The sequence below is a fragment of the Alishewanella sp. HL-SH05 genome (genome assembly GCF_052655985.1).
On record NZ_CP199753.1, the window covers coordinates 2,710,843 to 2,723,662 of the forward strand.

At 44.7% G+C, this 12,820-nt stretch carries 11 protein-coding genes; 1 reads left to right on the forward strand and 10 read right to left on the reverse strand.

The genetic code is table 11. From position 1 onward, the window contains the following. The 9 genes from ACUJFL_RS12365 to ACUJFL_RS12405 form a co-directional block, all read right to left on the reverse strand. Window positions 1-1,119: a DegT/DnrJ/EryC1/StrS family aminotransferase gene (locus ACUJFL_RS12365; protein ID WP_445427655.1), complete on the reverse strand. Its 1,119-nt coding sequence runs from the start codon at window positions 1,117-1,119 to the stop codon at window positions 1-3. After that, window positions 1,116-1,577, reverse strand: a complete 462-nt coding sequence (locus tag ACUJFL_RS12370) for an acyltransferase (RefSeq protein ID WP_445427656.1) — start codon at window positions 1,575-1,577, stop codon at window positions 1,116-1,118. The genes ACUJFL_RS12365 and ACUJFL_RS12370 overlap by 4 nt, the downstream gene beginning before the upstream one ends. After that, complete coding sequence (locus tag ACUJFL_RS12375; RefSeq protein WP_445427657.1) at window positions 1,574-1,975, reverse strand: sugar 3,4-ketoisomerase; 402 nt, start codon at window positions 1,973-1,975, stop codon at window positions 1,574-1,576. Before ACUJFL_RS12375 ends, ACUJFL_RS12370 begins: the two co-directional genes overlap by 4 nt. Continuing rightward, on the reverse strand, window positions 1,972-2,853 hold the full coding sequence (gene rfbA / locus ACUJFL_RS12380; protein WP_445427658.1) for a glucose-1-phosphate thymidylyltransferase RfbA: 882 nt from the start codon (window positions 2,851-2,853) through the stop codon (window positions 1,972-1,974). Before rfbA ends, ACUJFL_RS12375 begins: the two co-directional genes overlap by 4 nt. Before the next feature lie 3 nt (window positions 2,854-2,856). Then, window positions 2,857-3,930: a dTDP-glucose 4,6-dehydratase gene (gene rfbB / locus ACUJFL_RS12385; RefSeq protein WP_445427659.1), complete on the reverse strand. Its 1,074-nt coding sequence runs from the start codon at window positions 3,928-3,930 to the stop codon at window positions 2,857-2,859. Beyond that, window positions 3,927-4,865 carry a Wzz/FepE/Etk N-terminal domain-containing protein gene (locus ACUJFL_RS12390; RefSeq protein ID WP_445427660.1) on the reverse strand — a complete coding sequence of 313 codons (939 nt, stop codon included), beginning with the start codon at window positions 4,863-4,865 and terminating at the stop codon, window positions 3,927-3,929. Before ACUJFL_RS12390 ends, rfbB begins: the two co-directional genes overlap by 4 nt. A gap of 483 nt (window positions 4,866-5,348) precedes the next feature. Further along, on the reverse strand, window positions 5,349-8,183 hold the full coding sequence (locus ACUJFL_RS12395; protein ID WP_445427661.1) for an SLBB domain-containing protein: 2,835 nt from the start codon (window positions 8,181-8,183) through the stop codon (window positions 5,349-5,351). A gap of 169 nt (window positions 8,184-8,352) precedes the next feature. Further along, the gene (gene rfaH / locus ACUJFL_RS12400) at window positions 8,353-8,862 is read right to left on the reverse strand and encodes a transcription/translation regulatory transformer protein RfaH (protein WP_445427662.1); all 510 of its coding nucleotides are present in this window, start codon (window positions 8,860-8,862) and stop codon (window positions 8,353-8,355) included. Between the two features lie 104 nt (window positions 8,863-8,966). Next, complete coding sequence (locus ACUJFL_RS12405; RefSeq protein ID WP_445427663.1) at window positions 8,967-10,289, reverse strand: capsule assembly Wzi family protein; 1,323 nt, start codon at window positions 10,287-10,289, stop codon at window positions 8,967-8,969. 325 nt (window positions 10,290-10,614) lie between these two features. Here ACUJFL_RS12405 and ACUJFL_RS12410 point away from each other — a divergent pair, with 325 nt between their 5' ends. Then, window positions 10,615-11,961, forward strand: a complete 1,347-nt coding sequence (locus ACUJFL_RS12410; protein WP_445427664.1) for a hypothetical protein — start codon at window positions 10,615-10,617, stop codon at window positions 11,959-11,961. A gap of 18 nt (window positions 11,962-11,979) precedes the next feature. Here ACUJFL_RS12410 and rfbD read toward each other — a convergent pair whose 3' ends face one another. Further along, window positions 11,980-12,816, reverse strand: a complete 837-nt coding sequence (gene rfbD, locus ACUJFL_RS12415; protein WP_445427665.1) for a dTDP-4-dehydrorhamnose reductase — start codon at window positions 12,814-12,816, stop codon at window positions 11,980-11,982. Window positions 12,817-12,820: the final 4 nt, after the last annotated feature.

Consider the following 12,820-nt stretch of genomic DNA (forward strand, 5'->3'; position numbering starts at 1 on the left):
TTAGCCTTTAAAATCATTACAAGCATTTATCACGATTTTAACTTGATCGTCTGACATAACTGGACTAATTGGTAAGCTCAGCACTTCGTTATGAATAGCGACGGTTAGTTCTAGTGTTAACTCCGCCAAATCTTTGTAAGCTTGCTGTTTGTGAGGTGGTATAGGGTAATGTATTACTGTCTGAATCCCTGAATCTAACAAATGTTGCTGTAAAACAGAACGGTTTTTGGTGCGTACTACAAATAAATGGAATACATGACTATCTAGATTAACCAAACTACTCCTTTTGCTTATTGGTAAATGAATTAAAGGATTATGAATTCCATTGGCATAAGCTATAGCGACTTCACGACGACGTTGCATCTCTGCATCTAAATATTTCAGTTTCACTGACAATAATGCCGCTTGTAATTCATCCAAACGACTGTTTACACCCTGATAAAGGTTTTCATATTTTTTATGGCTACCATAGTTACCTAATGCACGTAATGTTTTAGCCAGTTCGTCATCATTAGTAGTAATAGCACCGGCATCACCTAACGCTCCTAAATTTTTGCCCGGATAAAAGCTAAAACCGGAAGCATGTCCCCAGTTACCTGCCTTTTGCCCACTAATTTTAGCGCCATGTGCTTGCGCTGAATCTTCAAGTACTAGTAAGTCAAACTCATGTGCAATGGCCATAATCTCAGGCATATTTGCCAATTGACCATACAAATGCACAGCTAATATTACTTTTGTCTTTGAGGTAATTGCAGATTTTAATTTCTTTGGACACAAATTAAAGCTGTTCTCGTCAGGTTCAACTAAAACTGGTTTTAATCGATTCTCAGTAATAGCCAAAATGCTAGCGATGTAAGTATTAGCAGGAACGATAACCTCATCCCCTTCTTTTAACTTACCTAATTCTTTCCAAGCTCGGAGTACTAAAATAAGAGCGTCTAGGCCGTTCGCAACACCAATACAGTACTTAGTACCACAATAGTCGGCAAAACTCTTTTCAAAAATTTTAACTTCTTCACCCTGGATATACCAACCTGAATCGATTACTCGGCTAGCAGCGGCCAACATTTCTTCACGATATACTGCGTTAACTTGCTTTAAATCTAAAAATGGGATCATTCTATAAACCTGATGATTTTTGCAGGATTTCCAACAACTACAGCTTTGGCTGGAACATCTTTAGTTACAACGGAGCCAGCACCAATCATCGCTGACTCACCTATAGTGACACCCGGAAGTATTGTTGCATTCGCACCGATACTTGCAAAATTTTTAATGGTTATACCGGTAAAGCTTTCTGGGTATTCTTTTGATCTTGGAAATACATCGTTAGTAAAGGTGACATTTGGACCAATAAACACATTATTACCAATGCGAGTTCCATCCCATAACTGTACGCCTGATTTAACGGTAACGTTGTCACCAATAGTCACATCACCTTCAATTAAACAATGGGCACAAATATTACAGTCTTTTCCAATAACAGCACCTTTAAGAATAACAACAAATTGCCAAACTTTAGTACCAACATCTATTTGACATTTGGCAACATCAGCTAGTTGATGAATAAAACTCATTGTTTCGCCTGTTCTAAAAATAACTGATAATCACGGATATAATCTGTTTCGTCGTAGAAATCACTTGCAACCACTAGAAAAACACAATCTTTACTAAAGTCGTGCATTTCATGCCATATTCTAGGTTCTATCCTAAGTGCTTTACTTGGAGAGTCTAAAGTCACCCACTCTTTAACTTTTCCGTTGTCTAGCATCACTTTACAACTACCTACAAGACAAACTGCTAGCTGCTCAAGCTCCTTATGCGCATGAAACCCGCGTGGCAAATCGGGAGAAAGTGAGGTCAGGAAGTAAACTCGCTTTATATTAAATGGTATATTGTTTTGTGCCTCTATTACAGTTAAATAACCACGCTCATCACCGCGTTGATTTAGTTCTATAAATTTAATAAGACTCATAGCTTTCCTTCAGCAACTTCCAGCAAATATTGACCATAACTATTCTTACTCATTAGTTTGCCTGTTACCTCTAACTGTTCTTTACTTAGCCAGCCCCGGTTAAAGGCAATCTCTTCTAAACAAGCAACTTTATACCCTTGGCGTTTCTCAAGGGTTTCAACAAATTGTGCAGCTTCTAATAAGCTCTCATGTGTTCCAGTATCTAACCAAGCAAAACCTCGGCCCAATAACTCTACGTTCAGTTCACCTAATTCTAAATAAGCGTTGTTTACACAGGTAATTTCTAACTCGCCCCTTTTGCTTGGCACAACTTTTTTTGCTATTTCAATTACCCTGTTATCATAAAAATACAAACCGGTAACGGCAAAATGCGATTTGGGCTCAGTAGGTTTCTCTTCAATTGAAATGGCTTTCATATCAATATCAAACTCCACCACACCGAAGCGCTCAGGATCTTTCACTTGATAACCAAAAACCGTAGCTCCGAGGCCCTCTTTCGCTTTTCTGACAGCTTCTTTCAACTTTGGCGTAAAGCCCTGACCATAATAGATGTTATCACCTAACACCAAACAGACATCATCCTTACCAATGAAGTGTTCGCCGATAATAAAAGCTTGAGCAAGGCCGTCCGGGTTTGGTTGTGCTGCATAACTAATGCTAATACCAAACTGGGAGCCATCTTTTAATAAACGTTTAAAAGCTGGCTGATCTTCTTGAGTAGTAATAATTAAAACTTCACGAATACCTGCAAGCATTAACACCGATAAAGGGTAATAAATCATAGGCTTATCATAAACCGGCAATAACTGCTTAGATACTCCCATGGTAATCGGATACAAGCGCGTACCAGATCCACCTGCCAGAATAATTCCCTTCATCTATTAACCTCCTTGCCCTAAACGCTCTAACTGATAACTACCATCAAGCACTGCCTGCCACCACTCTTTATTATCTAAATACCACTGCACTGTTTTACGCAAACCAGATTCAAAGGTTTCTGCTGGCTTCCAGCCTAACTCACGCTCAATTTTGCTGGCGTCTATGGCATAGCGCAGGTCATGGCCGGGGCGATCCGTTACGTGAGTGATGAGTGATGAGTGATGAGTGTTTAGCGGGTAACCGCGCTCGTGCATTGGTGCAAATTCGTCCATAAGCTCACAAATAGCATGTACTACTTCGATATTTTGTTTTTCGTTGTGGCCACCAATGTTGTAGGTTTCACCTACTACACCTTCGGTCACGACTTTGTAAAGCGCACGTGCGTGGTCTTCTACATATAGCCAGTCACGTATTTGGTTACCTTTACCGTATACCGGCAGTGGCTTGCCCGCTAACGCATTTAGAATAATCAACGGTATCAGTTTTTCCGGAAAATGATAGGGTCCGTAGTTATTGGAGCAGTTAGTAACTATTACTGGTAAACCATAAGTGCGCTGCCAAGCACGAACTAAATGGTCTGAACTGGCTTTACTGGCAGAATATGGGCTGCTTGGTGCGTAAGGCGTTGTCTCAGTGAATAAATCATCAGTACCATGCAAATCGCCATATACTTCATCGGTTGAAATATGGTGAAAGCGAAAGGCCGCTTTGCGTTCTTGCGGCAATTCCTTCCAATAGCTGCGTGCCGCTTCTAATAAGGTGTAAGTACCTACAATATTGGTTTCAATAAAGGCCGCTGGCCCATCGATAGAACGGTCTACATGACTCTCTGCAGCTAAGTGCATTACAGCATCGGGCTGATACTTAGCAAATAATGCCTGCATAGTAGCAGCGTTACAAATATCAGCTTGTTCAAATAAGTAACGCTCATTATGAGCATCAGCCGCTACCGAATTCAGATTGCCAGCATAAGTTAGTTTATCAACGTTAACTACGATATCAGTGGTCTGATTAATAATATGACGTACCACTGCAGAGCCTATGAAACCTGCGCCACCTGTCACTAAAATTTTCATAATTTATTGCCTGAACTTTTATTATTGAAATAACGAATCAATACCACTAATACCGACAACATACCGCCCAGCATAACCGCTAGAATACAAATTAAAGCTCTCGCTGGTTTAGCTTCTTTCTCTGCCACAACAGCACGATCAACGGTTTTGAACACATATTCGCTACGTACATTCGCTAGCATTAAGGTTTTGGTTTGCTCTTCTACTAAAGAAAACAACATGGTTCTAGCATCTGCTAGGTTTGTTTGGGCAATCTGCTCGTTTAAGTAGCTGATGCTGCGCTGCGCTTCGGCGAGTTCGCGGTTACGCATATCTTCGTTTATTTCGAGCACTAACTTGTCAGCCCATTCTTTAGCAAGATAAGGCGAATAATGCTGCACGCTGAGTTTTACCATACCGCTGGTTTTATCTTGCGACACGCTTAACAGCTTCATAAATTCAGTGTAGGTTTCTTGAATACTCGGTTTAGGTGAAAAAGGCGCTTTTGCTTCGCGCACCCATTCTTGAGTCTCGTTGTTATAAATATCGCCATCAATTTTTAAAGCGTTACTGCCAAGGCTCCAACCTTCAGCCGCCATTACCGGTACAAATAAATCGTACTTTTCAATAAAGCGGCCAATAAAATCACGGCTTTTTAAAACCTCTATGGCTAAGGTAGTTTTATCACTGGCACCGCCACCCAAGTTAACACCAGCCAGGGCAGCTAAGCCACCTAATTGGCCGGGAATACTTAAGCCCCCCTCTTGGCTTACCGGTGAAAGTAACGCTTCGCTTTTATAAATATTGGGTAAACTTAGCGCGTAAATTACTGCCAATACGGCAAACACAAAAGTAGTGGCAGAAATTATCCACTTACCTTGCCATATAGCACAAAAAAGATCGCGGAGGTCTATTTCGTCGTCGGCAGCGTGGGCGGGTTGAGCATTTTCAGTCATGGTATTCCTTTAGGGTAACAAGCTCGCTGCGCGAGCGGTAACGAGCTGGCAAAGCCAGCGGTCACTTGCTGCCCTTGGCAGCGGTAACGGCTGTTAAGTAGTAACTAGTTCGCTTTGCGAACAGTGACTCGGCCCTTTAGGCCGGTGACTAGCTGGCTATACCAGCGGTTACTGGCTGCTTGCGGCAGCGGTAACGGTTTTAGAGCAGTGACGAGTTCGCTGCGCGAACAATGACTAGGCCTTTTAGGCCGGTAACTAGCTTCCTATGGAAGCGGTCACTAGCCGGTTTTACCGGCGGTAACAGTTGTAGAGCAGTGACGAGTTCGCTGTGTGAACAGTTACTAGGCCTTACAGGCCAGTAACTGGCTTCCTTTGGAAGCGGTAACTAGCTGGCTGCGACAGCGGTGACTTGGCTTTTTGAGCCTGTCACTGTTGCCAAGGGCAACTGGTCACTGGTCACTGGTCACTGGTCACTACTAAACACTACAGCGTTGCAATCGCCGCGATAGCCACTGCACTATTATAAATAATTTGTGTGGCGGTTGCCCAAATGGTGATACCGTCTTTGTACTCGGTATCTAACGGCACCACTATAGTGTCGCCTGGTTCTAAGCGGTTATCGTTAATGGCAAACCAACTGCTGCTGCGGTTCATAACGCTACCATCGGCTTTTATAACATATACGGCGTCTTTGTCAGCACGTTGCTTAAAGCCACCAGCACGGGTTAAGTAATCTTGTACGCTTAAACCGGCAGTAAATACATGGCTTGAGGGGCTATGCACCTCGCCAATAATGCTTATGGCATTGCGCAATTGCGGGATAAATATTTCGTCGCCATCTTCTAGCTCAATGTTTTGACCATTGTTACCGGCTAAGGCTGCGTTCATATCTATCACTAAGCGCCCTACGGCTTGAGTTTCATTCAATTTGGTAGAAAGTGCTTCGGCATCAGCAACAGATGTAGCGCCACTCTCTGAGGTAACCGCCTCGGCCGCCAGTTGCTGTTGCAACCCTAAACGCAAGGCCTCTAATTGCCGTTGTTCGTTTGCGCGAATACTGGCGCGGCTAAATACGGTAGCTTCGGGTTGGGCAATGCTAGTAAAGCCGCCAGCGCGGTTAATCACATCAGCTAAACGCTCGCCGCGCTTAACCGTGTAGGTGCCGGGGAAACGCACTTCGCCCACCAATTTTACCGTGTTGCTGTCGCGCCATTCTGGGATGCGCTTAATTTGCAAGGTATCTAGTGGGTTAAGTGCAGTGCTCGCGGCCTTTGTTAATTCTAAAATTTGATGGTTGGTGGTAAAGTTTGAACTGCCGTCGGTACTACGACGGGTTAATTCGGCACTTACTGCATAGCTAGACTCGCGAAAGCCACCGGCCACTTCTATTAAGTCTGCTGCCGACATATCACGGGTTAAAGGGTATTGCCCCGGAAAGCGCACATCGCCCTCAATATTTACTACCAATTGTGGGGTGGTTTTATCGGCTTGCTGTAATAAGCGAGCCACTAGGTTTTCGATAACGGGTTCACGCGGCTCTGTCATTGAAAACACATACAGCTTGTCTAACGCTTGTAACGGAATGGCCAGACTGTTTGGGTTTGCTAACGACACCACTTGCACGCTGGTTTTAACCGTTTCACTGTTAAAACGTGCTAATAGCGCATAGTTTTTGTCAGCAAATTGGTCTAGGTCAAAACCGGCTTGTAACAGGTTACCCAGTGTCATACCCGCTGTTAATGGGAAATCGCCGCTAAAGCGCGTGAAACCGCGTAAAGACACCACTTTAGGTGGCTGTAAAAAGCGGGCTTGGTCACGTAGTTCTGCAATTAAGCTGGTTAACACTTGCTCGCGATCGTCGTTACTACCAAACAAGTACAACGTATCACGGGCTTGTAATGCTAAATTGGCAGCAGAATTGGGTTGGGTAATTGCCATACCAGGGTTAAAGGCCAGCACTTCTATTTCACGCGTGGGAAAGCTTTCGCGGCGAATAATACCGTAGTTAAGATCGGGATTGGGCAACAGCTCACGGATATCGGGTAATACATCACTGATGCGCATACCTTCGCGCCAGCCAAAGCCGCCAGGGCGATGCACATGGCCGGTTAATTTAACGATGTTATCAATTTGGTCTAGTACCGAATACACTTCAATAATATCGCCTTGCCACAGCGCGGCGTTTTTGCCACTGGCTTGGGTTAAATCGATATCTTTTAAAATTTTAGCGCCATTGTTATCGATGCGCTCTAACCGCGAAGCAGCGGGGAAAGCCGTTGGTAAAAAGCCACCGGCTAAGCGCACAATGTCATCGGCAGTTTTTTCGTTTTTCACTTCATAGATGGCTGGGCGCAGTACTTCACCACCAATACCCACGGTGCGCTGAACAGTAGGAATAAACACCACATCACCCGGTTGTAGGGTAACATCACCCGAGGTGTCTCCGCGTAGCAGCAAGTCATATAAATCGAGTTTGGCCACCACTTTGCCACTGCGTTTAATTTCGATATTGCGCAATGAGCCAATTTTTTTCACGCCACCGGCGGCTAATACGGCATGGGTAGCAGTTGATAACGAGCTGATAGTGTAAGCACCGGGTTGAAAGGCCTCGCCTAATACAAACACCCGAATAGAGCGTAATGAGCCCATGGTAACGTTAATTTGGTTACCAATCATTTGTTGTTCTACTACTGAGTTAAGGTTTTGCTTTAATTCGGTAAAGGTTAAACCGCTCACCATTAAGGGGCCAATGTTGGGGAAGAAAATTTGGCCGTTACGATCCACGGTAAGCTCTTGTTGCACGTTTTCTTTACCGTACAACTGCACACGAATGCTGTCGCCTGGGCCAACTACGTAATCGACAGGCACGGGTGCATCAGAAGTGGGTGCGAAAGTACTGGGCGAGCCGGCGAACAAATCGTAACCAAACTGCTTTAAAGATTGGCGTAAGTTACGCGGTTTTTGTTGCTCGGAATAGGGCGTGCCGGTTTTGTCGTCTTCAAGCATTTCATCGTTTGCCATCTTTGGCATGTCGGTAGCATTTTGCATAGCGTTGCTATCTTGCTGGCCATTGACTTGTCGCATTGGCGTAAGCTGTTGCAAGCTGGGCGACGGCGTAACGCTGGCCGAATTACCCTGCCCGCTAAGCTGTGATAAGTCGACGCCGTATTGCGCGGCTAAGGCTTCCTGTTGGGCGCGAGGAAGTTGTTTAAACTGTTCAATCTGTGCCGCAGTGATTTGTGCCGTTGCGCTTGCAGTAAAAAATACTGCAGCAGCACTTAACGCCAAGGTGCGGAAAAAACTCTTAGACAACCCCATGAAAATGCTTCCGTATTGTTAGTTATCAAAATGATGTTTTGCTGCTGTTCAGGCACGCTACCGCCACTGAGTTATGCGCCCCAGAACTGCAAATCTATTTTATCAAGCGCGGGATTATAGCTTAAAACCGCCCCGCTTTACTGCATGTATTGGTGTAACTTTTATAAAATTAGTTGTTATTAATGTTTGCTTTGCCAACTAAGTTACTGTTATCCATTGCCAATTTAACTTGCTGGCCTAAAAAATTTAATAAAATAATACTGCGACTGTCACCATCGGCTTGTTGAAATACCGCATTTAGGCTAGCAAACGGGCCTGATAGCACTTCTAGTGGTTGCCCTGGCTGAAAAACTGGCGCTGGTGCTTGTTGTTGTAAGGCAATTTGTTGATTCAGCAAGCTATGGATAAGCTGTTCTGGCACCGCTGCGAGGGTTTGGCCAAATTTAACAAAGCCGGCTACACCACGGGTACTGCGAATACTGGATAAATTAACATCACAGGCTGCTTTTAAAAAAATGTAACGCGGAAATAAGGGCTCAGTTTTAGTGATATGTTTGCCAGCCCGAATTTTGGTGATATGGATATGAGGTACAAAGCTTTCAAAGCCTTGGTTTGCCAAGTGTTCTTGCGCCCGGCTTTCTTGTTTGGGTTTGCTGTAAAGCAAGTACCAGTTATCCATAACTTACTGCGTCCATTGTTTTGCGAGCGCAATGGTACGGATGCGTACACGTTGCGTCAAACACTTTAACCACCATGTAAGGCTAAGTGCTGAATTTTCGATCATTACCAACGCCATTCCCAACGGGCACCAATAGCATGGTTAAAATCGGTATTGTCGCTCAGGTTATCAGTTTTTTGCAGTTGATAATCGAGCTTCAATAAACTATTCCACAATGGCTGCTGGTAACCCAGATGTAAGGCCACAGCACGCTTTAGTTGTGCAAGGTTGTTGTCGTTTAGCTGATAGTTGCTTTGGCTAAGCTTTAGATAACCGGCTTTACCCGACGGAGTAGTAAGCTGTAAACCCATCACCCACTCGTTATCAATGAGTGCGGCTTCGGCGCCAGGTTCAATAAATAGCCATTGGTTATAGTGCTCGGGCAGCTGTTGGTATTCTGCGAAAAAGCGGATCAGTACACTGTCGTTACCTAAGTGATAATGGCTGCCAACTAGCCAGCCGGTGGCGCTTTTGTCAGCTTGTTGATGCGAAACTTCGGCGTAAAGTGCAGATACCGCAGTAAGGTTATAGCGCATATCTGCGCCTATGGTGCTGATATCGTTTTGCGGTAATAAATTACTGTAGTTTTGATTGAGCGGCAGTTCGTCAAAACGAGGTTCTATTTTACGTGCACTGAAGCCCAGCTCTAGCTGCGACAGCGGTTTTAAACCAAGACGACTGGCGTAATAGTTGGCATGGCGCAAAGGTGCTGTGCCGGCGTAGCTGCCAAATTGAATATTAAAACTAACCGGGCCTAACCACTGCATGCTTTCTAGCAATGGCGTATTAGGGTTTAAGCGCGTTAACTGCACACTGCGCGCCGGGCGCTGCTGGTTATTGAAATTAAAGCTGCTATGAATAGCCGGCCCCCACCATTGCGATTGTAAGGCGGCAATTAATACCCAGTTGCCGGCAGTATAAGCAGCGTAACTGTTATCCCAATGCTGTTTGTTTTCTGAAAAGGCGTTGGCGTCGTAGCTGTCGCTTCTAACTTGCTGAAAAACACCCGCCGCCCAATTACCGCCTTTTAGCTCTGCACCAATACTCAGCAAGCCTTCTTGTTGGTGCTGCACGCCGAAACCTTGTTGGCCGATAGGATCGGTACTGCCCTGCAAGGCTAAGCTTTTAATTTGTGCTTGCTGCGAAAAACTTGCAGCCGATTGGATGCGGTAAAACGCTTGTTGCTGTGCCGCACTTAGCTGATTAACGTCGATATTGGCCAAGTCTTGCAAGATGGGTTGCCACATTACTGGCCAAGTGTTTACCGGTGTGGTAATTAACCCTGCGTTCGCTAATTGCTGAATGCTTTGCTGTAAATAAGGATCATCAGTTTTCACCCACGGCGTTGCGTGCAGTTGATGAGCGAAAAGCGCGGCGATGAGCGCCATTGAAACAGTTGTTGTAAGCCGCATTGATTCTTTTAACGTCCTGTAAATTGGTTTAACGGCGCAATGCTACCAAAGCCACCTAGTGCAAGCAACCACATTACACCGCTCGACCCCGCCAACTGGCCCAACCGCACTCTGAGACTGGTTAGACCACACTCAGGTACTGGTAGGATCTGACTCTGAGTGTGGTCGTACCTGTACCGGAGTGTGGTTAGACCAGTAAACTTTTCATTAAACCGATTTTATGTATACTCAAACTAAATTCTTCGCGATAATATGTATTCTTCGTTGAGAACATCAATAAAAAGCAAATAAGGACATGGCAATGTTAAATAAAAACGCAATAACAAGCGTCATAATCAGCCTTTTACTGACCGGCTGCGGCGGCGGGTCTAGCAATGATGCTCCCCCAGGAGTTGGTACTGGCAACAATAACACCACCTTAACGCTGCAAGCCAATGTTATTCAAGAAACGCAATGCGGTACGACAACAAGTTCACCTAACGCCGAAATACTGGTGCATGATCAAAACTGGCAAGTTCTCAGCCGGCATAAAGCGAATTCGGCAGGTCAAATTTCTGCTGCCATTACCGGTGCCAATACGGTGAACTTAAGTGTTATCACGTTTAGCACCGGCGCGGGTGCCGAGTTTGTTGTTAACTCCTACGCACAGCACCCTGTGGTTGATATGGGTACCATTGTCGTTCCTGGTAAAACGCAACAAGGCTGCGAATGTCGCAATACTAATGTGCGAGTCAATTCGCCTAACGGAGCGCTTAGCGCTAGCGACGTTCAGTTAACTGGTTTTAGTAGCCCTGAACTTCGCAAATCCTCCCCCGCTTTTAATGAAGTGCTTTTTGAGCAAGTAGGATTATGCCGTGTCGCTAACGGCAGTTGGCCGCTGTTAACGGCGTTTGCCAACCATGGCTCTGCTAATGCTATCGCCGGTAGTATTCGACAATACAATGGGAACAACGAAGTGAGCTTAACACTGGATCAAAATGTGTCGACCATACCCGTTAGCGTAAATAGCAACAGTGCATCACTGCTAGAGGGGCACTTTACTGAAACAGGCACGATTAATTTAAGAAGCCGCATGAATAGCAATGAGGCTTATGTTTTTAATGAATTAGATGGTGTTAACTATATTATGGTACGAGCTTCTGATACTCAATTTGATGTGACAGATGAAGGCACGGTATTACGTTCTGCATCGCAACGCATAAACTTTTTACCCCCGATAAATGACGCTGTTGTATTGAACATTCCAACGAATGATGCCATGAGTGCATTAGAGAATTTTTTAGTGCGTGATTTACCCTCAGACAATTTTAACTACAACTTAGGGGCAATACCGGGATTCAACACGTTTTATCTGTATGTTCAAACCACGTTGACTGACGGCACCCGCTATTTCCAAAGTTTCGTGGGGCCGTTACAAGGTCAATATCCTGATGATGTGGCGCCGGCCGACTACGGTATTGACGACAAATTTGATGAAAATATTCGCGCTACGGTGGCCGTGTCGGTTATTCGCTATGATGAAAATGACAGCTATCAGCAGTATTTACTTAATCAAATTGATCGCAGCAAACTAACCGCCTCAGCTCGCGCTACCGGTAAATGGGCTAAGTACAGTACTGTCAGTATTCAAGTTACTGCACCTAATTAATCATTTCATACTCAGTGGCTAGAATTCAGTGTTATTTTTTAGCCACTTTGCGAGTTTTTCGCTATTCAAACAACTATTGATGGGGCGTATTGCAATACCTGGCTTACTAAGGGCATAGTCGGCTGTCGATATCGGAGCCAACGGGGTGTTACTTTGCTGTTCGGTAAAAATGTCTTTAGCAAACTGATACCAACTTTTAAACTCATCACTACAATAATGGTAAGTACCATAGAGTAATGCTTGTTGAGTTGTGTGTTTTTCTAAAACGCAGGTTATCACCGCGGCTAACGCTTTTACCGTTGTTGGCGCACCTATTTGATCGTTAACTACTTTTACTGCCTGTGGCTGTTGTGCAAGCTTACACATGGTGGTGTAAAAATTTTTGCCCGTATCACCGTATAACCAACTGGTTCTGATAATGTAGTGTCGACACGCTACGTGCTGAATGGCTAACTCCCCCGCTAGCTTACTTTTACCATATTGATTTAACGGCTTCGGCTTATCCTGCTCTTCGTAAGGTTTGCTGCTGGTACCATCAAACACATAATCGGTTGAAAAGTGTATAAGTACACTTTCTGTTTGGTCGCAGTATTCAGCTAACGCTTTAACGGCAAGCTCGTTTACCGCAAAGCAGGTTTCGCTGTCTGTTTCGGCTTGATCTACTGCAGTGTAGGCCGCGCAGTTAATAATAATAGTGGGTTTTAGCTGGTGTAAAAAAGCGGATAATGCGGCTTGGTTAGTAATGTCCAACTCTTCACGGCTTGTAGCCACAAAAGCCATATTGGCAGCCAGTAGTTCTGCGGCAATCGCTTTACCTAACTGGCCGTTAGCGCCGGTGAGTAAAATGTTTGGCATAATT

Bases quoted from the DNA above. Each gene is read 5' to 3' on its own strand.
- rfaH (WP_445427662.1), bottom strand. From the start codon at position 8,862: ATGGATAACTGGTACTTGCTTTACAGCAAACCCAAACAAGAAAGCCGG.
- ACUJFL_RS12395 (WP_445427661.1), bottom strand. From the start codon at position 8,183: ATGGGGTTGTCTAAGAGTTTTTTCCGCACCTTGGCGTTAAGTGCTGCT.
- rfbA (WP_445427658.1), bottom strand. From the start codon at position 2,853: ATGAAGGGAATTATTCTGGCAGGTGGATCTGGTACGCGCTTGTATCCG.
- ACUJFL_RS12410 (WP_445427664.1), top strand. From the start codon at position 10,615: ATGTTAAATAAAAACGCAATAACAAGCGTCATAATCAGCCTTTTACTG.
- ACUJFL_RS12365 (WP_445427655.1), bottom strand. From the start codon at position 1,119: ATGATCCCATTTTTAGATTTAAAGCAAGTTAACGCAGTATATCGTGAA.
- ACUJFL_RS12375 (WP_445427657.1), bottom strand. From the start codon at position 1,975: ATGAGTCTTATTAAATTTATAGAACTAAATCAACGCGGTGATGAGCGT.
- rfbD (WP_445427665.1), bottom strand. From the start codon at position 12,816: ATGCCAAACATTTTACTCACCGGCGCTAACGGCCAGTTAGGTAAAGCG.
- rfbB (WP_445427659.1), bottom strand. From the start codon at position 3,930: ATGAAAATTTTAGTGACAGGTGGCGCAGGTTTCATAGGCTCTGCAGTG.
- ACUJFL_RS12370 (WP_445427656.1), bottom strand. From the start codon at position 1,577: ATGAGTTTTATTCATCAACTAGCTGATGTTGCCAAATGTCAAATAGAT.
- ACUJFL_RS12405 (WP_445427663.1), bottom strand. From the start codon at position 10,289: ATGGCGCTCATCGCCGCGCTTTTCGCTCATCAACTGCACGCAACGCCG.
- ACUJFL_RS12390 (WP_445427660.1), bottom strand. From the start codon at position 4,865: ATGACTGAAAATGCTCAACCCGCCCACGCTGCCGACGACGAAATAGAC.